Annotated in this window: 20 protein-coding genes and 1 riboswitch; of the genes, 12 read left to right on the forward strand and 8 right to left on the reverse strand. The window is 42.2% G+C overall.

The window, feature by feature from the left end:
• Positions 1-276 precede the first annotated feature (276 nt).
• From L4C39_RS04315 to L4C39_RS04340, 6 genes are all read left to right on the forward strand, one after another.
• On the forward strand, positions 277-1,161 hold the full coding sequence (locus L4C39_RS04315; RefSeq protein WP_429744636.1) for a DUF72 domain-containing protein: 885 nt from the start codon (positions 277-279) through the stop codon (positions 1,159-1,161).
• A 173-nt stretch (positions 1,162-1,334) separates the two neighbouring features.
• On the forward strand, positions 1,335-2,063 hold the full coding sequence (gene cmoA, locus L4C39_RS04320) for a carboxy-S-adenosyl-L-methionine synthase CmoA (protein ID WP_017051966.1): 729 nt from the start codon (positions 1,335-1,337) through the stop codon (positions 2,061-2,063).
• Positions 2,064-2,154: 91 nt separating this feature from the next.
• Positions 2,155-3,126, forward strand: a complete 972-nt coding sequence (gene cmoB, locus L4C39_RS04325; protein ID WP_429744638.1) for a tRNA 5-methoxyuridine(34)/uridine 5-oxyacetic acid(34) synthase CmoB — start codon at positions 2,155-2,157, stop codon at positions 3,124-3,126.
• A gap of 175 nt (positions 3,127-3,301) precedes the next feature.
• On the forward strand, positions 3,302-4,069 hold the full coding sequence (locus tag L4C39_RS04330; protein ID WP_429744640.1) for a putative ATP-dependent zinc protease: 768 nt from the start codon (positions 3,302-3,304) through the stop codon (positions 4,067-4,069).
• Between the two features lie 9 nt (positions 4,070-4,078).
• Positions 4,079-5,587 carry an inactive transglutaminase family protein gene (locus L4C39_RS04335; RefSeq protein ID WP_171756569.1) on the forward strand — a complete coding sequence of 503 codons (1,509 nt, stop codon included), beginning with the start codon at positions 4,079-4,081 and terminating at the stop codon, positions 5,585-5,587.
• 3 nt (positions 5,588-5,590) lie between these two features.
• Positions 5,591-6,553 carry an alpha-L-glutamate ligase-like protein gene (locus L4C39_RS04340; RefSeq protein WP_017051962.1) on the forward strand — a complete coding sequence of 321 codons (963 nt, stop codon included), beginning with the start codon at positions 5,591-5,593 and terminating at the stop codon, positions 6,551-6,553.
• A gap of 316 nt (positions 6,554-6,869) precedes the next feature.
• On the opposite strand, the gene mukB is transcribed toward L4C39_RS04340, so the two are convergent.
• Genes mukB through cmoM form a run of 4 tightly spaced genes read right to left on the reverse strand, consistent with a single transcriptional unit; the run spans position 6,870 to position 14,200 of the window.
• Positions 6,870-11,345 carry a chromosome partition protein MukB gene (mukB, locus tag L4C39_RS04345; protein WP_429744643.1) on the reverse strand — a complete coding sequence of 1,492 codons (4,476 nt, stop codon included), beginning with the start codon at positions 11,343-11,345 and terminating at the stop codon, positions 6,870-6,872.
• Positions 11,342-12,073, reverse strand: coding sequence for a chromosome partition protein MukE (gene mukE / locus L4C39_RS04350; RefSeq protein WP_017051960.1), 732 nt, complete (start codon positions 12,071-12,073; stop codon positions 11,342-11,344). The genes mukB and mukE overlap by 4 nt, the downstream gene beginning before the upstream one ends.
• The gene (mukF, locus tag L4C39_RS04355) at positions 12,054-13,391 is read right to left on the reverse strand and encodes a chromosome partition protein MukF (protein WP_429744646.1); all 1,338 of its coding nucleotides are present in this window, start codon (positions 13,389-13,391) and stop codon (positions 12,054-12,056) included. Before mukF ends, mukE begins: the two co-directional genes overlap by 20 nt.
• Positions 13,392-13,417: 26 nt before the next feature.
• Positions 13,418-14,200, reverse strand: coding sequence for a tRNA uridine 5-oxyacetic acid(34) methyltransferase CmoM (cmoM, locus tag L4C39_RS04360; protein WP_017051958.1), 783 nt, complete (start codon positions 14,198-14,200; stop codon positions 13,418-13,420).
• A 69-nt stretch (positions 14,201-14,269) separates the two neighbouring features.
• Between cmoM and elyC the strand changes: the two genes are divergently transcribed.
• Entirely contained in the window at positions 14,270-15,118 is an 849-nt protein-coding gene (gene elyC, locus L4C39_RS04365) for an envelope biogenesis factor ElyC (protein ID WP_261888346.1), read from the forward strand.
• A 126-nt stretch (positions 15,119-15,244) separates the two neighbouring features.
• Here the strand turns inward: elyC and torR are convergent, their stop codons facing one another.
• The gene (torR, locus tag L4C39_RS04370; RefSeq protein WP_017051956.1) at positions 15,245-15,958 is read right to left on the reverse strand and encodes a two-component system response regulator TorR; all 714 of its coding nucleotides are present in this window, start codon (positions 15,956-15,958) and stop codon (positions 15,245-15,247) included.
• A gap of 236 nt (positions 15,959-16,194) precedes the next feature.
• Between torR and torD the strand changes: the two genes are divergently transcribed.
• The 5 genes from torD to L4C39_RS04395 all read left to right on the forward strand — a co-directional run bounded on the left by torD (position 16,195) and on the right by L4C39_RS04395 (position 20,353).
• Positions 16,195-16,842 (forward strand): molecular chaperone TorD, encoded by a 648-nt coding sequence (gene torD, locus L4C39_RS04375; RefSeq protein WP_429744649.1) that lies wholly within the window; start codon positions 16,195-16,197, stop codon positions 16,840-16,842.
• 391 nt (positions 16,843-17,233) lie between these two features.
• Positions 17,234-18,238, forward strand: a complete 1,005-nt coding sequence (purR, locus tag L4C39_RS04380; RefSeq protein ID WP_017051954.1) for an HTH-type transcriptional repressor PurR — start codon at positions 17,234-17,236, stop codon at positions 18,236-18,238.
• Positions 18,239-18,394: 156 nt separating this feature from the next.
• A riboswitch (cyclic di-GMP riboswitch) is annotated at positions 18,395-18,476 on the forward strand.
• Positions 18,477-18,589: 113 nt separating this feature from the next.
• Positions 18,590-19,180, forward strand: a complete 591-nt coding sequence (locus L4C39_RS04385) for a TfoX/Sxy family DNA transformation protein (RefSeq protein ID WP_113797484.1) — start codon at positions 18,590-18,592, stop codon at positions 19,178-19,180.
• A 169-nt stretch (positions 19,181-19,349) separates the two neighbouring features.
• Positions 19,350-20,039, forward strand: coding sequence for a TVP38/TMEM64 family protein (locus tag L4C39_RS04390; protein WP_017051952.1), 690 nt, complete (start codon positions 19,350-19,352; stop codon positions 20,037-20,039).
• Positions 20,036-20,353, forward strand: coding sequence for a DUF2007 domain-containing protein (locus L4C39_RS04395; protein WP_429744652.1), 318 nt, complete (start codon positions 20,036-20,038; stop codon positions 20,351-20,353). Before L4C39_RS04390 ends, L4C39_RS04395 begins: the two co-directional genes overlap by 4 nt.
• Positions 20,354-20,421: 68 nt before the next feature.
• On the opposite strand, the gene L4C39_RS04400 is transcribed toward L4C39_RS04395, so the two are convergent.
• The 3 genes from L4C39_RS04400 to glgC all read right to left on the reverse strand — a co-directional run bounded on the left by L4C39_RS04400 (position 20,422) and on the right by glgC (position 24,115).
• Positions 20,422-21,222 carry an alpha/beta fold hydrolase gene (locus L4C39_RS04400; protein WP_017051950.1) on the reverse strand — a complete coding sequence of 267 codons (801 nt, stop codon included), beginning with the start codon at positions 21,220-21,222 and terminating at the stop codon, positions 20,422-20,424.
• A gap of 216 nt (positions 21,223-21,438) precedes the next feature.
• Complete coding sequence (gene glgA, locus L4C39_RS04405; protein WP_429744654.1) at positions 21,439-22,896, reverse strand: glycogen synthase GlgA; 1,458 nt, start codon at positions 22,894-22,896, stop codon at positions 21,439-21,441.
• Entirely contained in the window at positions 22,886-24,115 is a 1,230-nt protein-coding gene (glgC, locus tag L4C39_RS04410) for a glucose-1-phosphate adenylyltransferase (protein WP_136993746.1), read from the reverse strand. Before glgC ends, glgA begins: the two co-directional genes overlap by 11 nt.
• Between the last annotated feature and the right edge of the window lie 499 nt (positions 24,116-24,614).

Consider the following 24,614-nt stretch of genomic DNA (forward strand, 5'->3'; position numbering starts at 1 on the left):
TGAATTTCCCAATCTCTTTAATAATGTCTAATTCTAGGCTGCCAGAAAATGGACTTCCGACAGAGCAAAGTGTCATTTATACGCTGAAAATCACTTAAAATCGACCTTCCAGAATACAATTTGTTGTGTTTTATCATGCTTTGATGCATTTCACCCCAACAAGCGGCTAAATAAACATCAAAAGTCTAACTATTTATCGGATTATATCGTTACCGTTTCCAAACGATCAAAAGTTTCGTACAGTTCAATATCGGCCACTTACTTCACAGAGAGATGATGACTCAATTACCCATTCGACTTGGATTAACCATGTGGTCGCACTCTCAGTGGCAAGCAAGCTTCTATGGAAATGGCACTAAGCCAGCAGAAAGGCTCGCAAAATATTCTCAGGTCTTTCATACCGTCGAGGGTAACACCACTTTTTATGCGACCCCGTCAATGGCGACAATTCAAAACTGGCAAGCCAGTACACCTGATGAATTTCGCTTCACATTTAAGCTTCCAAAAGAGATCACCCACCAGCAGATGCTGCGTCATAGCCAGCAAAGCTTGAAAGATTTCTTAATTGTGATGCAGCCGCTCTGGTCTAAAATTGGTCAATGGACCATCCAACTGCCTGCGGCCTTCTCTCCTGCGGATCTACCTATTTTACAGAAGTTCTGCCAAGGCTTTCCGCCAGAAATGAAATTAGGTATTGAGGTCCGCCATTTGGGCTTCTTCAATAAGAACGATGACGAAAAACGGTTTAACCAGTGGTTAGTTGAAAACAACATCAACCGGATCATTATGGACAGTCGTCCTGTATTTTCAGCTCCACCAACAACTGAAGCGGTAAGAGAAGCACACAGAAATAAGCCAAAAGTCCCCGCCCATGCCATTGCAACAAGTACCAATCCCATGATCCGCTTCATTGGACACCCAGATATTGAAGCTAATGTGGCTTTTTTCCAACCTTGGCTTACGAAGCTCTCCACTTGGATCCAACAAGGAAAGCAACCCTATTTAATGGTTCATACACCAGATAACGTTGAAGCACCTGAATTAGCGCTCAAACTTTATGGTCTGTTACAGCAGGACATAACCCTTCAACAACAGCATACCCTGCCGTCCCTCCCCACTTTTCCGAATAGCGTGAACAGCCCACAAATCGATATGTTTTGAGTGTGTAAATCTACTTCCTCATTATTAATGACAAAGTGAGCAATTTTTCATAAAATACGCCCCCTTTTTACAGTCAATATTCGCCGACTCTGAATATTGACTGTATTCGCAATACTAATTTGTAACGTTGGCGCATGTATTCCACACACCAACTCTTGCATTGAGAAATGAGCATGAACACTAAAGACACTATCTTTTCAGCTCCTATCGATAAGATTGGCGATTTTACTTTTGATGAAAGAGTAGCTGAAGTTTTCCCAGATATGATCCAACGATCGGTTCCCGGCTACAGCAATATTATCTCTGCTATTGGCATGCTTGCGGAACGTTTCGCTAAGCCTCATTCAAAGGTTTACGATCTAGGTTGTTCTCTCGGTGCAGCGACACTCTCTATGCGTCGCCATATTCAGCAGGAAGGGTGCCAAATTCTAGCCATTGATAATTCATCAGCAATGGTTGAGCGCTGCAAATTACATGTTAACGCTTACCGCTCGGATACCCCTGTCACGGTTTTGGAAGCGGATATACGTGAAATTGAAATCGAAGATGCTTCCGTTGTCGTGCTTAATTTCACGCTACAGTTTCTCTCTCCTGAAGATCGCTCTGCGCTGCTTAAAAAGATTTACGCAGGGTTACGCCCAGGCGGAATACTCATCGTCTCCGAAAAATACGTATTCGAGAACGAAACCTCAAATGAACTATTAATTGATTTGCACCATGATTTTAAACGTGCCAATGGCTATAGCGAACTTGAAGTAAGTCAAAAACGTAGCGCCATTGAGAATGTGATGCGACCAGATTCTATCCAAATTCATAAAGATCGCTTTAAAGACATTGGATTTTCAAGCTACGAAGTTTGGTTTCAATGTTTCAATTTCGGCTCTATGTTTGCCATCAAATAGCACTTTAACCACGCTCTAGCTGTGGGCTTCACTATTTAGCGGCACTTTATACAGAGTGCCTCTCTCATTTATATAACGATTAAGATAACTCATGTTCAATTTTGCTAATTTCTATCAACTGATAGCACAAGATACTCGCCTTCAACCTTGGCTAAATGTTTTACCTCAACAGTTAACAGATTGGGGTAATGCAGATCATGGAGATTTTGAGCGTTGGGTTAAAGCGCTGAACAAAATACCATCAGATAAACCTGATACGATTGAGCTAAAAGAGTCTGTCACCATTTCGAATGCACAACCGATTGCGGATGGTGAACGTAAAAAACTAGAAAGCTTGCTGAAAACATTTCACCCTTGGCGTAAAGGTCCTTATACCGCTCACGACATTCACATCGATACAGAGTGGCGCTCAGATTGGAAATGGGATCGAGTATTACCTCATATCTCACCGTTGAAAGATCGCTCTATTTTAGATGTCGGCTGTGGTAACGGTTACCATATGTGGCGCATGCTCGGTGAACAAGCTCGCCTATGTGTGGGTGTTGATCCTTCACATCTATTCTTGATCCAGTTTGAAGCGATTCGTAAATTGATGGGCGACGATCAACGCGCTCACCTTCTGCCTTTAGGTATCGAACAGTTACCAAAATTAGAAGCTTTCGATACTGTCTTTAGTATGGGCGTACTTTACCACCGCCGTTCACCGTTAGATCACTTGATTCAACTGAGAGATCAGCTTGTTTCGGGTGGTGAACTTGTGCTTGAAACCTTGGTTATTGCTGGCGATGAGAATGCGGTTTTAGTACCAGTAGACCGCTACGCACAAATGCGCAATGTGTACTTTTTCCCTTCAGCTAAAGCACTCAAAGTGTGGTTGGAACAAACCGGATTTGTTGATGTGAAAATCGTCGATGAGAATGTTACGACAGTGGGCGAGCAGCGCTCAACAACATGGATGACACACAACTCACTTCCTGATTATCTTGACCCGAATGACTCGACTAAAACGGTCGAAGGCCACCCCGCACCAAGACGTGCTATTTTGGTTGCCAAGAAACCATAGTCACACGCCAAAGTATCCAAAATCAAAAACAGTGTTAAAAAAGACCATTTTTGACACTGTTTTTACTCAATAAGCCGAGCATGACTTCACATTAACATAAGGAAGCTTCACGCATTCTTGCGGATAGGTTAAACTTACGATAACAATAACTTAAAGTTCAATATTAAGGTCGTACATGTTTAAGCGATATGCTCCTATCGTCATCGTCAGTTTACTTTCTGGTTGCTCTCTCACCAGTGCAGATAAAAATCATCAAATACTGGTGAATACGATCCAACAATCAGAGACGAATCTTTCCAACAAGTTGACCAATCTTGAATTGCAGATAAGCAACCAAGCTGACTATATTGAAAGCCTTGAGACTGATGTCCAACAATTGAATGATAAGCTTGATGTTGCAATACAAGCGACTCCCATCACCAATTCCGTCGATGAACCTGCGACAGAAAGCCCAGTCGAACAGACAAGCAATACCACTCATCAAAGCAGCATCATTTTAGGTGCAATAGAAAAAGTTACCATCGAGTCAATGAAGCAATCATTTGATGCTCGTATTGATACTGGAGCCGCGACCTCTTCGCTTAATGCCATTGATATTCAAGAATTTGAACGCAACGGCAAAAAATGGGTGAAATTCCATCTTACAGACGGTTCAGAAACATCAGCAAAACAAACAGATAAACAAGCAGATAAACACTGGATTGAAGCGCCTATTATTCGCTACGTAAAAATTCGTCAATCCACTACCAACGAAACAGAACGACGTGCCGCTATTGAATTATGGGTGAAAGTCGGAAAAATCCATGAAAAAGCGCAATTTACATTGGCAGATCGCTCTCAAATGAGCAATCCTGTATTACTTGGAAGAGAGTTTATAAAAGATATCGCGTTAGTGGATGTCAGCAAAAAATATCTTCATACAGATAATAAGACTGAAAAATAGGAACACTTTATGACGTCAAGAATTCCTTTCTATATCTCAATTGCGCTCTTAATTATTGGCGGGGTTGCACTGAGTATGTTCCGTCATCAGACTTATGGCGTGCCGTGGACTCCGGGTGAAACCAGCCAAGTTTGGAATATAGAAGCCAGAATCGAGTTTACAGCCGAGGGCAAAGCCGCCAAAGTATCACTTGCGGCACCGCACACTCAATCAGGTTTTACGCTAATCAGCGAATCAGCTTCATCGCCAGGTTACGGTGTCTCTTATTTGAATACTGATACAGGACGTAGGGCTGAGTGGTCAATTCGACAAGCTAAAGATGCTCAAACCATCTATTACAAAACCGAATTTTTAGTTGATGACCAAGCTCAAGTTGACGTTATTCCTCCACAAGAGGGAAGCCTTGTCAAACCAACCTTTAACGGGCCGGAAGAGGCAGCAGCCATTGCAGTGATTGAACGAGCTACACAACGCTCGGCAGATAATGTCACTTTTGCTCGTGAACTGATAAAAATCCTTAATGATCCCGATAGTCAAAATGCAGCATTGATTCTAAACACAATGGACAAAGTAAAAGCAGCAACTAAGCTGCTGTCTTACGCCGGTGTAGACAATAAATCAGTAGGTGTTATCGAACTTGAAGATGGTCGTCGTCGCCAAAATATTCAACGTATGGTGCAAGTTTGGAACGGAAAAGATTGGGTACTTTTTTCGCCAGAAAGCGGGATTGAAACGAATCAAGCGAATCTGCTTATCTGGGATGAGTCGAATGTCTCTCTACTCGACGTGATTGGAGGAAGCAGCAGCAGCGTGCATTTCTCAATGATCGCACAAGAGGTTTCATCTTCGCAGGCAACAGAAAACAAAGTCGTAGCCGACCAACTGCTCAACTTCTCCATTCATAGCCTACCCCTTGAAGAGCAAGCGATGTTTAAAACCATCATGCTGATTCCAATCGGTGCGCTAATTGTAGTGTTCTTACGTGTAATCATTGGGCTGAAAACATCAGGTACCTTCATGCCTGTGCTTATCGCGGTTGCCTTTGTTCAAACTCAATTAGTCACTGGCATTGTCGGCTTCTTGTTGATTGTGGGAACAGGGTTGATCATTCGAAGTTATTTATCCAAGCTGAATTTATTACTCGTAGCTCGAATATCCGCCGTCATCATTACGGTTATCTTGATCATCTCGGTGTTCACCGTGGTTGCTTTCAAGATTGGTCTGACAGAAGGACTCTCCATTACCTTCTTCCCGATGATCATCCTCTCTTGGACAATCGAACGTATGTCTATCCTTTGGGAAGAGGAAGGCGCTAAAGAGGTAATGCTTCAAGGTGGCGGCTCGCTTTTCACCGCAGTATTAGTTTACTTAGGCATGACCAACGGATTTATCCAGCACTTAACGTTTAACTTTATTGGGCTTCAATTGGTTATCCTTGCAGTGATCCTATTACTGGGTAACTACACCGGCTACCGATTAACCGAACTTCGTCGCTTTAAACCTTTAGCGGAGGACTAAGTTATGTGGGAACAATTCACCTCACCCTTTAAGCTCAAAGATAAAGGCATAATGGGAATGAACAAACGCAACCATAGTTATATTGGTCGCTATAATGATCGTTCAAAATACCCATTGGTTGATGACAAGCTAAAAACGAAAATCATTGCGGAACAAGCAGGTGCAACAGTTCCAAAACTGATTGGTGTGATTGGCCATCAAGCTGAAGTCAAAAAGATCCATAAAATGGTTCTAGATTGGCCCGGATTTGTTATCAAACCCGCACAAGGCAGTGGTGGTAAAGGTATCCTAGTGATCACTTCTCACAAAGATGGGGTTTACACGAAGCCTTCTGGCGCGACCATCAATAAAGAAGATGTTGAACGCCATATCAGTAACGCTCTTGCAGGTCTTTTTTCTCTTGGAGGAAAGAACGATGTGGCGGTAGTGGAGAACCTGATCAAGTTTGATAGTTGCTTTGATGGCTTCAGCTATGAGGGAGTGCCGGATGTACGGATTATTGTCTTTAAAGGTTATCCTGTGATGGCAATGATGCGTTTATCAACATCGGCTTCTGATGGAAAGGCAAATCTACACCAAGGCGCAGTTGGTGTCGGGCTTGATATCGCAACAGGTAAAGCGGTACGTGCAGTGCAGTTCGACCAACCCATCGAGTTACACCCTGACACAGGTAAACGCTTAAGCGAACTGGTTGTGCCTCATTGGGAAAAACTCCTCACTCTGGCATCCAGTGCTTGGGAGATGACAGGGCTTGGTTATATGGGCACTGACATGGTTCTAGACCAAGAAGAGGGGCCGATGGTATTGGAGCTAAATGCCCGTCCGGGGTTAGCTATCCAAATTGCTAATGGATCTGGCCTACTACCAAGACTGCACCACATTGAAAATTTAGGAACACCCGCTGAATACCCTAAGCCAGCAGAGCGTGTCGCCTATGCTGCTAAGCAATTCGGTACTGGGATTTAATAAAGAAATGAGTCTCCTACCGTGCTTGCCTATTTTTTATGAACAGTGTTGGTTATCGCCAAATAGTGAAACTCAGCGACATAATTAATACTCAGTGACTAGCTAAAACTCGACAAATAGCTAATATTCAACAAACAGTTAATAGTCGACAAAAAGCTAAAAAGCTCAGCAATCCTATGCTGAGCTTTTTTGATCCTACTCTACTTTCAGATCTAGTTTATACAAATTAGCAAACATCAATAAAAAAGCCCCCACGCTAACGTAAGGGCTATGTTTTAGAGCGGTTTATAGAGAACTAGGTTCTTTTCAAGATAAATTAGATTTCGCCGACTAATTCCGGTAATTCATCTTGAACATCTCCGCTTGAAGCCTCTTTTTCTAAGCTTGCAAAGCCTCGTAACCCTACAACATGTACATGCTCATGATCTTTGAATACCTTACGAACCAACTTGTACGTTGTGCCCTGCTCTGGGCTGATATTCTCTGGTGCTGCAATCAATAACTGCATATCCAAACGATCACACAGTTCAAACAGTGTATTAATTGACTTACTATCAAGACGTGCTGCTTCATCCAAGAACAATAGACGACAAGGAACAATATCTTTACTACGTAAGCGGCGTGACTCTTCTTCCCAGCTCTGCACAACCATCAACAGAATTGATTGACCAGTACCAATAGCCTCACCAGTCGATAACGCGCCAGATTCAGCTTGTAACCAGCCATCAGAACCACGGTTAACTTCAACACTTAACTCAAGGTAGTTACGATAATCAAGCAACTCTTCACCAAGGATCTGCGGTGAACGCTGCCCCATATCAATGTGCGGGTTCACACGCTGGAACAGTTTCGCCATCGCTTCCGAGAAGGTAAAGCGCGAGCTCTCAAATAGATCTTTGTGTTGATCTTGCTGAGACGCTAACCCAGAAAGTAGAACTTCATGACTTTCACGGATCTTAACGTTTAATCGAACACCCTTCACTTGACCGAAGTAGATGTTAGACAAACCTTGGTTCAGCATACGAATTCGGTTCTGCTCACGTTGAATCGTTTTCTGAATGATACTCGCAACCGACTCAGAGCTAATAGCAAGGCGGTTTTCACGTTGAGTCAGCTCTTCCGTTAGACGCCCTAGTTCAACTTCCATCTCTTCAATGGCTTCTACTGGGTCGTCGGTGCGGATAATATCTTGACGAATACGTTCACGAAGATGCTGATAGACGGCAATGTAAAATAGCACTTTACGTTCCGGCTTCGAATTATCTTCAGACAAACGCAGCGCATCACGAAGATCGTCACTATCGGCAACGGCTAAACGTAAAGCACCTAATGATTTATCGGACATTGAACGAAGTTCGCCCGCAGACAAGTAAGCTAACTCACGACGATGTAAACGACGCTCGACATCATTTTCACGAGCAAGACGTAGCACTGAGCACCAACCCGCTTTTGCCGCGACAACAAACGTTCGCAACTCGATGTACTCTTTCTGAACCTTCTTCAGGCGTTTTGCTAAGCCTTTCATTTCCAGTTCAGTTGACGTAATGGTACGTTCGTATTCGCTCTTACGACTACGAGACGTATGCAAACGTTCATGTAGCTCATCACGACGACGCTGAGCTCGCTCTTCTGCACCTTCGTCAGCATTAACGCCAAACTCTTGAAGCTCTTGTTTAAACTCTTGAACGGTTTCAAGTTTAGCTTGATGCGAACTCTTCAACGATGCAAGAACCTGATTGTATTGGTTCATCTGCTCTTGAGCTTGTTTCAGAGCCTCACGTCCACGGATCCTCGCGCGCTCTGCTTCCACTAACTTCGCTTTTAACTGCTCACTCAATTCACTGCTCTTATTGAGCAAGTCAACCGAATCGGCATAGCTGAAGTAGTGTCGACGTTCAACAAGATCGGCCAACGCAAACATTTGAGTTTTTAGCTGCTGTAGCTCTTTATCTGCTTGAGCGTAATCAGCTTCAAGCGCATCAAACTGCTCAGGATCCGCCTCTAGTGCATTAGCGATCGTCTCTAGCTGCGCAATGGATTTTCCGTGGTTCGCGATGAATGCTTTGGCTTCACTTAATTGGTTAAGTTTGATTTCAATCTCTTCAAAACGCTCAACTAATGAATCATCTTCAACAAAGCGGATCGTAGGAGCCAACTTATCTAGCGATTTAATTGCTGCTTTACTTAACGTCAATTGACTACGTTGTTGCTGCTCTTTTGCATCCAGTTCAGCAAGCACTCTCATCACTTGATTACGCTTATCACGTAAAACTTGTAATGCTTGCTCAGGATCGGCTTCAAATGCAATTTGAATATGTTGCGCGACAAAACCATTGAACGCTTGATATAGACGCTGAAGTTTTTGTGAATCAAATGCCGCTTTCGCATGTTGCTCAACCACTTCTTCACGCTGTTCACGTAATAGCTCTAAACGCTGTTCACGAGCGGCACGACCAAACAGTGGGATCTCTGGCAAACGAGAGTAGCGCATTTGTCGATCATTAAGTTGAACGCAAACAGCACCCTCTAATTCATCAGCATTGAATGAGCTGTCGTCAAACGCATCAACGTCACCTTCAAGAATGTATAAATCTTCAGGGCAATCGTCTAGCTCAACCAATTTCTCTTTGATGCCGTCAAGGTCTGACACCACAATAGCGTGACGAGCAGGGCCATACATCGCACTGAAATATGGAGCGTCACCAATGGTAATGTCATCGTAAATTTCAGAAAGAAGCACACCACCTAATGTGTCAGCTAACCCTTTTAAGCGAGGATCATTTGAACCACCTGGAGACGCAAGACGTTCGATCTCTTGCTCAAGCTGATTTCTGCGCTCAGCGAGTTTATCTTTCGCTAGCGATTGCGCTTTTTCATCTTCCAGCACGAGTTGCATTTGCGACATAACCGCTTGGCTGTCGTATAAATCCGCTCCGCTTTGCTCTTTCAAAGATTCCAGCACATCATTAGCCGCGATCCATGAAGGCGCAATTGCCTCTAGCTTTTTAATTTCAGCTTGCTGATCTTGCTCTACGCGACGCTGCTCATTGCGTGCATCTCTCAACTCTTCATGAGAAAACTCTAAAGACTCAACTTGTGCGATATGACGTTCGCGTTCTTCTTCTAATGCCAATTCGTCAGATAACACCACATTATGTTGCTTTTGGTAATCACTGACGAGCTGTTGAGCTTGACGCTGTTGGCTAATGCTGCGCTCTAAATCACGATGTTGAGCACGCCACTGTTGTTCGTTTTGAACAATATGGTTTGCATCACGACCTTTTGAAATAGTCTCTTTAGCTTGAGTAGAAGCATCGCAACGCTCAATGTTACCAACAATCTGTTTCACTAAACTAAATGCTTGTTCGAACTGTTGAGCCGCAGCCGATGACATATCCAGTTTATGTTTTAACGCGAGCAAAGCCGTGGTATTCGCCGCTTCTTTCGTCTTACATTCCGCAAGCAATGCTTGCGCACTTTCTGCGGTAATAGAGTCATCACTTAACAGTTGCTGCGCTTTATTCAGTGCTTGTACCGCTTGCTGGTATTGCAACGCGCGGGTTTGTTGAACATCTAATGCTTGTTGGTAGTCTGCTAACTGACTTTTCAGGCTATCCACTTCTTCTTCAGAAATCGTCGATTGCTCTTCAGCCGTTAGAACACGCTCTTGCGCCTCTTCCACCACCATCACCTGCTCTTCAAGACGCTCACTTAGCTCTTCCAAATCATCTTGGTAACGAGCAATTTTTTCTTGTTGGCGAAGTGCGTTTTGAACCAATTGCAGATGATCAGAAGCGGCTTGGTGATCTTGTTCAAGAGCAGACTCTTGATCAACTAAGATCTCTAGCTCTTCTTGAATTCTCGTCAGTAGTTGATTCTGTTCAACCAGAGTCGTACGTGAACCAAATAGCTCACCACGCAAAGTCATCGTTTTATCAAGCTTATTGCGGCGGTCATTTGCATGACGCATGTAATCCGCAGCCACATAGTTTGTAGACTCAGTGATTAAGTGTTTGAATAGATCACGATCTGTTTGAGTAGTTTTAATCGCTTCAAGCGTCATGCGGTTTTCACGCAGCGCCGATTCCATATCTTGGAACGCTTTTTTCACACCACCGTTTTGCGGCAGAAGGTAATCACGTAAGGAACGAGTAATCGCACTCGAAATACCACCATAAAGCGAGGCTTCGATCAGGCGGTAAAATTTCGAACGATCACCACTATTTCGCAATTTCTTAGGTACAACACCGAATTCAAACATTTGCGAGTGATACTCGACCACCGACGAAAATGCTTTAAAGTGTGCACCTTCATGTTGAGTAACGGCAGCTTTTACGTCATTCAGCTGACACACTCGTGCATGGTTGTCTGATACGCTTTCAATCAGTACATCCGTAGGTTTCACATGGCTTGGTAAGCCTTGGATCATGAATGGTTTGATATCAACTTTTTTATCGCGTCCAGCTACTTGCTGAAGTTTTACTGCAAACAATAGGCGTTGATTACGGGAGTTCACCACATCAAGCGCGGCATAACATGCACCTGGTTGTAATTTTCCGTACAAGCCTTTATCACGAGATGACTGCGAGCTACCCGCTTCAGTTGTATTTCGGAAGTGCAGTAAGCTTTGGTCTGGAATTAATGCTGTGATGAACGCCGCCATAGTCGTCGATTTACCTGCACCATTACCACCTGAAAGCGTGGTTACCAATCCATCAATATCAAAAGTACGAGCAAAGAAACCGTTCCAGTTGATCATGGTCAGCGATTGATACTTGCCTCTTTCAATCATGCTTCACCCTCTAATTCTATTTGCTCTTGTTCATTATCTTGTTCGCTGTTCTCTTCAATATTCAACAGGCTGCCTTGGCTAGGCTCTTGAGTATGAACAACCGCTTCGCCATCTCGGATCAGACGCAATTGAGCTTCTCGAACATCATCACCAATACGCACATCGGCGCCGAAGCGGAATACGGCTTCACTAATACGGAATTTACCCGTCTCACCTATCGCGATGATCATGCCGATTCGACGTAAACGGCGTAGCGACGTACGAACTTTATCGAACAGCTTTTCTTTGTCTAAATCAGAGCCAGAAGCGCGGTTTGTTGCCAGCTTCATTAATTTTTTTTCATCAGCCAGAGAGAGGAGCTCTTCGTATAACTCTTGGTTAGTGAAGATCCCTTCATGCGCTAAACGTTCTGGGCTGAGGTATAAGAAACAAAGTACTTTCCCCACCAGCATGTCGAGCTCTGAAAGTACACTACGACCGATAAGAGAGGTAGAGCGAGGACGTAAATAGAAAAAGCCTTCAGGTGCTTTCACTAATTCCGTGTTGTAACGCTGATAGAAGTGCGCCAATTCCATCTCAAAATCACACAATAGCGCGTGATTATCGAGATCTTCACTAGAGATATGTCGACCTGAGCGTAATACGCTATCTAAAGCCGGAAATAGTGGATTGGAGATGGCTTTAACCAGATTTTCTGGCATGTAATCGTCAGTATTTGTTGATGACATTTGCTTGTACCTTTGCGCCAAAATCGTTGATCGCCTGCCAATCAGGTTGAATTGCCTGATAATCAGATTCGGAATAACCCAAGCGAACGGCTTGGTCGACCACAATTCGAGCTAAATCGAAATGATGAGTTCTTGGATGAGCAGTCAGGTAATCGCGTAGTACAATTCCCAAATCAATTGGTGACCCTTGCTGCTTATGAATTTGCAACATTGAACCAATTCGCTCAGAGAGTTCATCATTTACTTGTTTAAATTCTTCGTATTCCACTTCAAGTGGCACTTGTCCCATCACTTCATCGTCACGCAAGACCAGCGCTTCATCTCGAAGATCGCTTAAACGCTCCGCATCCGCATGTGTAAGAAACCAAGGGGCATCAAAGTAATCTGTAACAGATTGACGTAAACGCTGACTAAACGCGCGGTTTTTATCCATATCGATAGCGGTACGGATAAATTTATGGACATGCCTGTCGTAGCCAATCCAGAGATCGATAGCTTGCTGTCCCCAACTGGTTATTCTGTCTAGCTTCATCTGTAAGCCAAACAAAATCTCGCCGACAAACTCTAATTCATCATCGCCATAAACGATTTCTTGAATGTCTAAAATTTGAGTCTGTAGTTCATCACCAGCGGCTTGCAAAGTGTCTTGCAGCTCTTTTAACGTATCGGATGTCTCGGACAGTAATGATTCACAGTTATTGATCGCTTCTCGCCAATCGTTATTCAACAAATCGGCAATCTTTTGTTTGACCGACTGTTGCTGCTCATCCATCACTCGTTGATTTAAATCTATTTGATCAAAAATTTCACCAACAGAATACTTCAAGACCCCATAAACATTTTTTTTCCAATGACCCGGAGTACCACCTTTTTGTGCCGCTTCAATCGCTCTTGCCATCTCCCCTGCTACCATTGACAGCTGAATCGATAGTTTTAGCTTTGAAAACTGACGATGACGTAGGTAATAATCAGAAATCCCGATAGCAAGTGGCGATAAACGATAAATACTCGCACCATCATTTATTTCACTTGTGAAACGGCTAATTAATTTCTGTTTAACCATTTCATTGATTGCATTGTTTGCGCGAAAAGCGGATGCATCACCTGTTTCTTCAAACATTCGAGTGACGATGGTAAATGCATCGTGCAATTCACCCTCACCTAACTCTTCATCAAATCTTTCATTACTTAGTACCGCGATAGCAATCAGAAATGCCAATCGCTCAGGGGAAAGATTCAATGAGAAGTCATGCTGCTTTACCCAGCCAACCAATTCATCAATTGATTGATCTTCTGCAGTTTGAGTCATCTCACTCATTGTTAGTCCTGTTTTTGCTTGCTAGCTCATACATTTTTTCTAGCCCACACATGAATGTAACGGCCTAATGAAAGGTATGGCTCTTGTCTGCACAACTGTTTTTCTAGTGCTAACACATCTTCAAATTGGTAATCGCCCATATATTCCATATTTCCGATATAGTCACTAAATGAGCGAATACCTGACTTACCACAAATATCAAAGCCAGCATCTTCTATCCATTGATACACCTCTTCTGGCTTTAACCCTTTTTGTGGCTGTAATTTAAATCTTTTCCTATGTGGCATACCGTCAAGCACGTGAGGGATATTGCCACAAATCACATTCTTAAAAACCAGACCGTGGTGATTATAAAACATGATAGAGGCCACTCCACCAGGCTTAACCTGATCGAGAACGATATCTAACGCTGTTTTCGGATCGGCCAACCACTCCATTACAGCATGGAACATAGCAACATCGACTTTGTCATCAAGATGACTGCCGATTGCCTGTATCGGAGAATGAATCAGCCGATACTGCTCAAGCAAACCGTTTTTTGCAATATCAACCTTAGCAAGTTGCAGCATTTCAGAAGATAGATCACATAATGTGACTTGATGTCCGAGTTCAGCAATCTTTTGCGACATTTGAGCAAGACCGCCACCAGCATCAAGAATGCTAAGTGGTCTCTGTTGCTCATCAAAGGTTGATAATGCGAGCTCTAAGTCTTCCCACAAAATGCTCTGACGAATATCGCCTTTGTCAGAACCATAAATGTTTTTTGCAAATTTGTGGGCAATATCGTCGAAATTGCGATCTTCAGTCACGGCAGGTTAGGTTATCATAGTAAATCGTGCTGCTATTCTGTCACATGGAATGCAGGAATAAAGAAGCTTATGCCTTTTTTATTATCAAGTGATGTTTTTTCGGGCTATTTATGTATGTTTGAACTGAAAAAAGTAGTTTCATCGTTGTTAATGCCGCTACCGGCAATGCTAATCCTAGGTTTTTTGGGGTTATTGTTAATTATGTTTACCGCCCGTAGGAAGACAGGATCTCTGATTATCCTATTTTCGCTATGTGGTATTTTCCTTATATCCTTCCAACCAGTTTCTACACGTCTATTAATGCCTATGGAGAGAGAATTCAGCGGGTTTCTTCCTGTTGATGAGTCCATTGATTATGTCATGGTACTAGGGAGTGGCCATGTCGTGGATAGCGACATACCTCCGACATCAGAATTAAGCCGCACCGCGTTAATGCGTCTTAATGAAGGCATTCGAATTATGCGCCTATACCCTGGCTCGAAATTGATTCTTTCTGGTTATGCCGGTGGGTCTGAATTTAGTAATGCCCGGATGATGGCAAAAGTCGCGCTGGCATTAGGTGTCGCTAAACCCGATATCATTCTGTTAGAAACAGCAAAAGATACGTGGGAAGAAGCAAGACAAGCGGCGGCTTTTGTTCGGGTGAAGAAAATGGTTTTAGTGACGTCTGCAAGCCATATGAAGCGTGCCTTGTATGAATTTAATCAAGCAGGTATCACCCCTTTTCCAGCACCAACTAATTACCTTGCTTATGACAACATTAACCAACCTTGGGAAAAATACGCCCCTAAAGCCAAATACTTGGAACAAACAGAGCGCTATTGGCATGAAACGATGGGACAACTTTGGCAAAAAGCTCGAGATTTGATCGACGGTGACTATAAAGAGATGGAACCGAAACCCGTTCAATCACTCTAGAGACGATAAATCTTACATCAACCTTCAAAGCGGTATACCAGCGTCCCATTCCAAAATAGATCTTAACAAAAAAGCCGAAGGGAATACCTTCGGCTCTTTTATATCAATCTGTCACAGTAAGTAATATCAGTCCCCAGCGAACATATAACCTTCACCGTGAACTGTTACAAAAATTTGTGGGTTCTTTGGGTCAAATTCCATTTTGGCGCGCATACGACGAATAAGAACATCAATAGTTCGATCGTTTGGAGCATCAACGCGGTGGCTGATCATATTCAGGATACGCTCACGGCTCAATACTTGGTTAGGGTATGAGGACAGCGCAACTAACAGTTCGTATTCTGCTTTCGTCAGTTTTACAGGCTCGCCATTTTTGCTTAATGCGCGACGTTGTATGTCAAACGTCCATTCACCAAAACGAACTAAGTTTTCATTTTCGCACTCAGCCACCGCCACGCTAGATGCGTTACGCGCTGCCGAAATTCGCCATAATAAATTTTTAACTCGAACCAAAAGCTCTCTAAGTTCAAAGGGTTTAGTCACGTAATCATCAGCCCCCATTTCAAGGCCTACAATTTTATCGATGCTATCCGTGCGTCCAGTAACTAAAATAATGCCTATATCCGATTGGCTGCGTAATTCACGAGTTAGCATTAAGCCATCTTCTCCAGGTAGATTGATATCTAACATAATCAAATCTACAAGATTGCTCTGTAGTACTTCTCTCATTTGAGCGCCATTTTCTGCTTCGCTTACGGCATACCCTTCATTCTGGAAGTAACCAACAAGTTTACTACGGGTTACTACATCGTCTTCAACGACCAATACGTGATAGCTCATCTACACCCTTTTCTTTTAGTTATTTCGTCTATGCTTACTATTCTATTCATAAATAGTAATATTTCTAGCAATAGATGGTTTAAAATCAGGAAAGATCATTTTTTCTTGATTCAAGACAAGCATAGCTCACGCGTTAATATTTAGTCATATTTAGTCACTTTTCTTATTTAATGTAGTTACTGTTATTCATTTTTATTGGTTAGACTATAGTGAGAATAATACTCGGAGCAATAACGATGATCGAAACAAAAGCATTCAATGAAAAGCGTGCAGAGATTTACTGGTGGCTATCTAGCCTTTTCGCAAAAGAGTTAACTCAACAAGAGTTAGACAGCTATCACTCTCAAGAGATTCGCACTTTTCTGACTGGATTAGGTGAAAACGAAACACTTAAACCTTCAATAGACAAGTTAGTTGACGCCCTTAATCGCTTACAAAACCGTGAAGACGCTCAATTAGAGCTTTCCGCTGACTATTGTGATCTATTTTTAAAATCAGATAAGAACGCCGCTCTTCCATACGCTTCTATGTACATTGGAAAGCAAGGTTTATTGAATGATGTTCCGGCTCAAGAGATGGCAGCATTAATGTCAAAGCACGGCATTGCAGTGAGTGAATCATTGAATGAACCAGCAGACCACATTGCCATTGAACTCGACTTTTTAGGTAATTTAATTATTCGTTCAAATGAGCTTGAGCAAGAGAAACACCTTAATGATGCATTAATTGAGCAAGAATCTTTCATTCAAACTCATATCCTTTCTTGGATCCCACAGTTTAGTGCGAAATGCGATCAATATGATGAGTTTGGTTTTTATGCAAGCGTAGCTCAAGTATTAGTCGCCTTCTGCCAATTAGATTGCCAATACCTAACAGGCGAATAACCTCTCAAATTTATAATTCCCATCGGTAATTCGTGGTTATTTATCACATTTTAAACTATCAAGTGAGACTAGGTTCACTTCACTTGGTAGTTTTGTATTAACCCTCTTATAATTAAATGTGACAACACCCACTAAACTGGTCCAATATCCATTGCCAGTGAAGCGTTTGCGGTCTAAAATTGTGACCGCAAACGATAAAATATGATTACAAATGCAAACCGCTGATATAAGGCGGTTTTTGTGTTTCTTAATACCTTGCTATCTCTCGATGATTCACGATGTGAAGTAACGTGAATCGGCAATTGCTATTAAGAGATAGTATTTACGCTACTTGGTTGACTATTATATGAGTTAACCACTGTATTAAGTAGCACCTCGACAGGATAACACCATGGCTACAATAAAAGATGTCGCACGCTTAGCAGGCGTATCCACAACTACCGTTTCTCACGTCATCAACAAAACTCGATTTGTTGCTGAAACGACTCAAGAAAAGGTAATGAAAGCGGTAGACGAATTAAACTATGCTCCAAGTGCCGTTGCGAGAAGTTTAAAATGTAATACCACACGCACCATTGGTATGCTCGTGACTCAATCTACCAATTTATTCTTTTCAGAAGTAATTGATGGCGTTGAGAGTTACTGTTATCGACAGGGCTACACGCTGATTCTTTGTAATACTGGTGGAATTTACGAAAAGCAGCGTGATTATATCCGCATGCTTGCCGAAAAGCGTGTTGATGGCATGTTAGTCATGTGTTCAGATTTAACTGAAGAGCTAAAAGAGATGTTAGATCGTCACTCTGATATCCCTAAAGTGATCATGGACTGGGGCCCTGAAAGTTCGCAAGCCGATAAGATCATCGATAATTCTGAGGAAGGCGCTTACCTTGCGACTAAGTACTTGCTTGATAACGGTCATACCGATATTGCATGCTTAAGTGGTCATTTCGATAAGGTTGCATGTAAAGAGCGAATTTTAGGCTATCGACGAGCTCTCAAGGGTGCCGATATTGATGTGAATGAAGATTGGATCATCGAAGGCAATTTTGAATGTGATACTGCAGTACTTGCTGCTGATAAAATTGTGAATATGGAAAATCGCCCAACGGCTGTCTTCTGTTTCAATGACACAATGGCTTTAGGGTTGATGAGCCGCTTGCAGCAGAAAGGGATTAGAATCCCTGACGACATCTCTGTTATTGGTTACGACAACATTGAATTAGCAGAATATTTCTCTCCACCACTAACTACAGTCCACCAACCAAAAAGACGTGTTGGTAAAACTGCATTTGAGATTTTATTGGAACGAATCAAAGACAAAGAGCACGATAAACGCATCTTTGAAATGCACCCTGAAATCGTAGTTCGAGATACGGTAAAAAAACTTACTTAACTAAAATACTCAAATGAATGCGTATTAATCAGTGCGCATTCACAACACCTAAAATGCAACTCAACCCACATCAAGCCCATGAATTATTGAACCAACATCTCATTTTAAAACCTAAAATGTGATACCTATTCAATATTTTCCTATATGCTATGAGTGTCACGCACAGGGCAAACTATTTGAAAAAATAGGACGCAAAGCCTCCGGCCTAAACCATTTGGTAGGTAGCGGGGTTACCGATGGCAAGTATGCAAACAAAGTTTAACGTTTCGTTGACAGTACATTTGCACCACTTAGCTATTATCTCGGACCTGAAATTTGGTGGCGTAATCCTTTACACCGAGACTATACAGCATGGATAAACCAGTATTAAAAGACTCTATGAAGTTATTTGAGCAACTTGGCGCTATCAAGTCCCGCTCAATGTTTGGTGGATTTGGCATTTTTGCCAATGACACAATGTTTGCACTAGTAGTTAATGATCAACTACATATTCGTGCTGATAAAGATTCAACCAAGCAATTCCAAGAACAAGGTTATCAGCCATACATTTACAAAAAACGTGGTTTCCCTGTTGTTACTAAGTATTTTGCTTTGCCTGAAAATTGCTGGGATACACCTGAGCAAATCTTAAAAACTGCAGTTGCTTCATTAGAATTCGCACAGCAAGAAAAAAGCCAGCAATCATCGGCTAAGCCAAATCGATTAAAAGATTTACCTAATCTCAGACTTGCTACTGAGCGCATGCTTAAAAAAGCGGGTATCGCAACAGTTGAAGAATTGCACCGCAAAGGCTCTCTAACCGCTTTCCAAGCAATTAGACAAACTCACTCATCATCTGTCAGCGTTGAGCTGTTATGGGCTCTTGAGGGCGCAATAAATGGCACTCATTGGTCAGTCGTTCCGCAAGAAAGGCGAAATGAGTTAATCAGCGACCTAAACTAGTCGACACATCAAAAAAACCGCCGCGTTTCTGCTGCGGTTTTTTTATATTCTTTGATTTATATGAAATATTTCTCCTCGCTTCCCTGTCTTATCTTTGTAAGTCGATAAAACATTTGTCATATTGTTTCCATAAACTTGTTCCCATAAACGTTTGCAAGGAGCTTCTTCCATGAGTAAAAAACTAATCATTGGTATCCTTTTAGTCGCTGTTGTTCTTTTTTTAGGCGTTAACTTTGGTCAATACCTAACCCTTGAAAACGCAAAAGCCCAACAAGCCGTACTCAACGAATATATCCAAAACAACTTCGTCGTTGCTGGCCTGATTTACTTCCTTGCTTACGTATTGATCACCGCGTTTTCAATTCCGGGAGCCGCTGTCGTCACACTTTTAGGCGCTGCTCTTTTTGGATTCTGGTTTAGCCTGTTCTTGGTCTCTTTTGCTAGCACAATTGGAGCAACGTTAGCGTTTTTGAGCAGTCGCTTCCTATTAAGAGATTGGGTGCAAAGTAAGTTTGGAGACAAACTAGAGGCGATTAATAATGGTGTTGAAAAAGATGGGGCGTTTTATCTCTTCTCATTACGCTTGATCCCTGTTTTCCCATTTTTCTTAATTAATCTATTGATGGGCCTAACTCCAATCACCACCTTAAAATTCTACCTAACTAGTCAGTTAGGTATGCTCGCTGGTACCATGGTCTACCTAAATGCAGGCACACAGCTTGCAGAAATAGACTCGCTTTCTGGCATTGTTTCACCCTCCGTATTGGCGTCATTTGCACTACTCGGTCTATTTCCTATTATCGCAAAATGGTTAATGGCAAAATTTAAACCGACAACTCATGCAGAGAATGAATCATGAAAGCATTTATTGCGAGCACACCAACTGAAGCGCATATCGTGTGTGAATGGTTGAAGAGCGAACGCATCGACTGTGAAGTTCGAGGTGAGGGGTTGTTTGGTCTTCGTGGCGAGTTACCACTAAATAATGATACAGATGCTTATATTTGGTTACACAACCCTGAACAAGCACTAAAAGCGAAAGCCATTATTGATGACTACCAGCAACAATGCAGTAGTCACCAACAACATTCATGGCACTGTCAGCACTGTAATAATGAGAATGAACCGCAATTTGGAGTTTGCTGGAGTTGTAGTCATAGCCGCGATATTTAACTACTAAGCAATGATAGCTCTATAAATATAACTCGCACCGTTAACGAGTAGTACTCTTCCCCGATAATCTACTCGTTAATTTGTTTTTGAATAAACTCTATAGAGTGCTTATTAAACTCCTCAGGTCGCTCGACATTACATACATGCCCACAATCGGGAATCTCACACAACTCGCTCGACTCATGCACTGCAATCATCTCTTTTACCGGTTGGATAAACATGTAGTCTTTCTCACCCATTAAATAAAGTGTAGGAATGGGTAATTCACTGTCTTTAAAATAGCGCATCAAAGGGTTAACTTCAGAGGTCAACATAAACCAGCGTTTAAATTCTTTCTGGCATAATTTCTTAGCTTCTCGGATAAAGAGGTTGCGCGACTCTTTCTGATTTCGCTGCGGCATAACAATGTAAGCGAAAAGGCTATACAACCACATGTAAGGGATAATGTGCTTGCTCATGTTACCAAGCTTCACCAGTACTTGCGATCGAGTATTAAGACGAGTAACGGCACCACCCAACACCATAGAACGAACACGATGGGTAGCAAGTTCCGCGATATTTCGAACAATAATCGTCCCTAGCGACATGCCAACAAAATGTGCTGAACGGATCTTAAGGTGATCTAATACTCTAAGGATGTCCATAGTCACCGTTTTAAAAGTATACCGATTACTGATCAGCTCTTTCAGAAGTTGATTCGATTTTCCGTGTCCTCTCAAATCAATCAGTAAAAGATTAAAATGAGCTTTATACGCTTTGATTTGTTTAAACCAAATGGATGAACTTCCGCCCGCACCATGCACAAACACCACCCATTCTTCACTTGTGGGATGAGTATAAGTTTTATGGAATAAAAGAGACTCAGTCATAAATTAGGAGGTTCGCTATATATCAATGGGATTTAAAAGTGGAATGGAAGATTAACACAGATCAAGCGGATTGGAGTTTAGCTAATGTCAGATATTAGCTATTAGGGTAAAAAAGTGTGAGATTAGCGGTCTGATAAGCTAATTTAATGATATTACTATCGATAAACACCACATTATAGAAATAAAGTGAAGACGCCATCACGCCTTCACCTTTATTTATAGAGCGTCTCGATACATAGCGAGATAGGTTTTCGCCGCTTCACTCCAAGAGAACTCTTGTTCCATGGCTTGTAACTGAACACGTTTAATTTCCGCAGGCTGTTGTGTATAAACCAGCAGAGATCGTAGCATCACAAACAGCAATGCATTCGAGCTTGGCTCACTGAAACTAAATCCTGTTGCGTCAAACGGAGAGCTATCATAGTCAACAACGCTATCTTTCAACCCACCAACTGAACGAACAATCGGCAGCGTTCCATAAGCCATACTGTATATCTGATTGAGGCCACAAGGCTCAAATTCAGATGGCATTAAGAAGAAGTCAGAGCCCGCCTCAACTAAATGAGCCAATGTGTTGTCGTACGCTTCTACAAAAGCAAACTTATCGGAATGCAGTGACATGATCTCTTTCAGTTGTTCTGCTAGGACAGGATCCCCTGTTCCAACCACCACAACCTGTAGATCATTTTTCAAAAATTCAGACAGAATTGGTAATAAGTAGTGCACGCCTTTCTGATGAGTTAACCGGCAAACCATGCCGTAAACTGCGACCGATTTCTCTGGTAACCCCACTTCAGATTGGAGTTGTTGCTTACACACTTTCTTGCCGCGCACCATACTCTGATGAGAGGCTTTATACTGTTTTGGGATTAAAGTGTCCTTTTCCGGGTTCCATGCCCCGTAGTCACAACCATTTAGTATCCCATACAGATCATCACTACGCTGCTGAAATTCAGCAGCCATACCGTGGCTACCTAACTCAGTGAGTAACTCTTTCGCGTAGCTAGGGCTTACTGCATTGATCTTATCTGCATTCAGGACACCGGCTTTAAGCATGGTGATATGAGTTTCACTTACGGCAGCATCTGGGGCATACCGAGCATGAAATTCGTGTACGCTACTTTGCAGCTCATCGTAACTGAACACACCTTTGAATACCGCGTTATGCACCGAAATGACACTCTTCATTTGAGCGTAAAATTCCTCTTTCGCATAACGGTGTTTCAAAAAGTATGGGACAAACCCAGTATGCCAATCATTAGCATGAACGATATTTGGTTGAAACGATAACTTCGGCAGCATATCGAGACAAGCAGCACTAAAGAAAGCAAAACGTTCACCATTGTCAGCATACGCTTGGTTATTTTCTGCGTACATTTCAGCACGGTCAAAAAACTGTTGACAGTCAATGGCGTACACCGACGTACCTTCTAACGTTAACTCTCGCACCATATATGGCGTATGAGGCCAATGCTCAAGTTGTGTATCTAATAGAACTTTTGCTTCTGTAACACCTGGAATTTTTCTGTACGCTGGAAGTGTGATTCGTACATCTTGCTCTAGGTTTTTTAACGCTAAAGGCAGTGCCTTGGCAACATCTGCCAAGCCACCGCTTTTAATTAACCCTTCGACCTCTGATGCAACAAACAGAATAGAAAGAGTTTTAGTAGCCAATGCGCGCTCCTTTAGGGATAACAACAATGCCTTCATCCGATACATGATAATGCTTTTTATCTTCTTGGAGGTTTACGCCAATCTGTGTGTCAGGTGCAATATCGACATCTTTATCGACAATAACTCGACGTAATACACACCCTTCACCGATCTTCACATCACCTAGTAGAATACTTTCGCTAATGTCACACGTCGAAGCGATATTACTTCTAAATCCAAGTACTGATTTCTCAATACGCGAACCACGAACAAAACTACCGTTACATACCAAACTATCAATAATCTGTACTCGACCATTCACTGAATCAGTGAAAGTTGCTGGCGGTAGTGGTGGGTAGTAAGTATGTAGGGGCCACTTGCGGTTATAAAGTGAGAAAGGAGCATCTTCAGCAAGAAGATCCATATGAGCCTGCCAGTACGCATCAATCGTACCTACATCGCGCCAATACACTTCCTCTTTTTCGCCAGTGATCTTATTCGTACTAAAGTCATAAACAAATACATCACCACGTGGGTACATATTAGGAATAATGTCTTTGCCAAAATCATGGCTAGAATCTTCTTTCTCAGCATCGGCGTTCAATTCAGCAAACAGATTCTGAGCTTCAAATACATAGTTACCCATTGATACAAGTGCGAATTCAGGGTCACCCGGAATCGATTTAGGGTTGCTTGGCTTCTCTTCGAAACCTATCATGCGGCCCTCTTCATCCACTTCAATAACACCAAATTCACTTGCTTCGGCAACAGGCATGCGAAGAGCTGAAACCGTTAGAGACGCTTCTTTCTTCTGGTGGAAATCAAGCATCTGCTTAATATCCATTTTATAAATATGATCAGAACCAAAAATACAAACATGATCTGGTTCTTCTAATTCCATAAAACGTAAATTTTGGTAGATAGCATCTGCTGTGCCTTCATACCAACGCTTACCTGTTCTCATTTGAGCAGGAATTGGATCTATAAATCGATCCGTGATCCCACTAATATTCCAGCCCTTTTTCATGTGGTGAAATAACGATTGAGATTTAAATTGAGTTAACACGTAAATTTTCATCAGATCTGCATTAACAAAATTGTTCAATGCGAAATCTATTAAGCGATAACTTCCACCGAACGGAACTGCAGGCTTACTACGAGATTCGGTTAAAGGCCTTAAACGAGAACCTTCACCGCCAGCAAGAATCATACCCAATACACCAGCCATTTTATTCTCCATATATAGCTTATAAGAATGCTCGATATTTACTTGTGAAGAAATACTTCGGGGGAAGCAAACATCGATTCTGTATACTTTATGCGCATCAATACACCAATTAAGATCCCAGTATGGTGTACTTATTTATTAAGCCTCGCGCAGGTTGAGTGCTATATTTATTGCACTTTGTTTCTTATAACTTATCTTTTTTAGAAGAGAATACCAATTTAAAAAATCCTATTCTTCGACACTATACATTTTGTGTGCGCAAGTCGTAGGTTCTGTCACATTACACCGCCAAGACCAAACAATAAATCAACATGCAATCAACATAAACCACACACGCAATTTGTTCACCTTGAGCAGTATAATAATCTCAGGTGACAGTTATATGAATTTACAATCACTTCACGAATGAATTGCATAGTTAGCCCCTGAGCTCAAACTGCCTATTTTATTGACTTCGGCATATTTTATTATTTCATGGCTGGATATTATTTCGGCGATTTTGCTTATATTT

Origin of the sequence: Vibrio clamense (genome assembly GCF_050337905.1) — a bacterium.
In the GTDB taxonomy this organism is placed as follows: Bacteria; Pseudomonadota; Gammaproteobacteria; order Enterobacterales; family Vibrionaceae; genus Vibrio; species Vibrio cortegadensis.

Bases quoted from the DNA above. Each gene is read 5' to 3' on its own strand.
- L4C39_RS04335 (WP_171756569.1), top strand. From the start codon at position 4,079: ATGACGTCAAGAATTCCTTTCTATATCTCAATTGCGCTCTTAATTATT.
- L4C39_RS04315 (WP_429744636.1), top strand. From the start codon at position 277: ATGACTCAATTACCCATTCGACTTGGATTAACCATGTGGTCGCACTCT.
- mukF (WP_429744646.1), bottom strand. From the start codon at position 13,391: ATGAGTGAGATGACTCAAACTGCAGAAGATCAATCAATTGATGAATTG.
- L4C39_RS04400 (WP_017051950.1), bottom strand. From the start codon at position 21,222: ATGACTGAGTCTCTTTTATTCCATAAAACTTATACTCATCCCACAAGT.
- torR (WP_017051956.1), bottom strand. From the start codon at position 15,958: ATGAGCTATCACGTATTGGTCGTTGAAGACGATGTAGTAACCCGTAGT.
- mukB (WP_429744643.1), bottom strand. From the start codon at position 11,345: ATGATTGAAAGAGGCAAGTATCAATCGCTGACCATGATCAACTGGAAC.
- mukE (WP_017051960.1), bottom strand. From the start codon at position 12,073: ATGTCATCAACAAATACTGACGATTACATGCCAGAAAATCTGGTTAAA.
- torD (WP_429744649.1), top strand. From the start codon at position 16,195: ATGATCGAAACAAAAGCATTCAATGAAAAGCGTGCAGAGATTTACTGG.
- L4C39_RS04330 (WP_429744640.1), top strand. From the start codon at position 3,302: ATGTTTAAGCGATATGCTCCTATCGTCATCGTCAGTTTACTTTCTGGT.
- L4C39_RS04385 (WP_113797484.1), top strand. From the start codon at position 18,590: ATGGATAAACCAGTATTAAAAGACTCTATGAAGTTATTTGAGCAACTT.
- L4C39_RS04390 (WP_017051952.1), top strand. From the start codon at position 19,350: ATGAGTAAAAAACTAATCATTGGTATCCTTTTAGTCGCTGTTGTTCTT.
- elyC (WP_261888346.1), top strand. From the start codon at position 14,270: ATGCCTTTTTTATTATCAAGTGATGTTTTTTCGGGCTATTTATGTATG.
- purR (WP_017051954.1), top strand. From the start codon at position 17,234: ATGGCTACAATAAAAGATGTCGCACGCTTAGCAGGCGTATCCACAACT.
- cmoB (WP_429744638.1), top strand. From the start codon at position 2,155: ATGTTCAATTTTGCTAATTTCTATCAACTGATAGCACAAGATACTCGC.
- L4C39_RS04395 (WP_429744652.1), top strand. From the start codon at position 20,036: ATGAAAGCATTTATTGCGAGCACACCAACTGAAGCGCATATCGTGTGT.
- glgC (WP_136993746.1), bottom strand. From the start codon at position 24,115: ATGGAGAATAAAATGGCTGGTGTATTGGGTATGATTCTTGCTGGCGGT.
- cmoA (WP_017051966.1), top strand. From the start codon at position 1,335: ATGAACACTAAAGACACTATCTTTTCAGCTCCTATCGATAAGATTGGC.
- L4C39_RS04340 (WP_017051962.1), top strand. From the start codon at position 5,591: ATGTGGGAACAATTCACCTCACCCTTTAAGCTCAAAGATAAAGGCATA.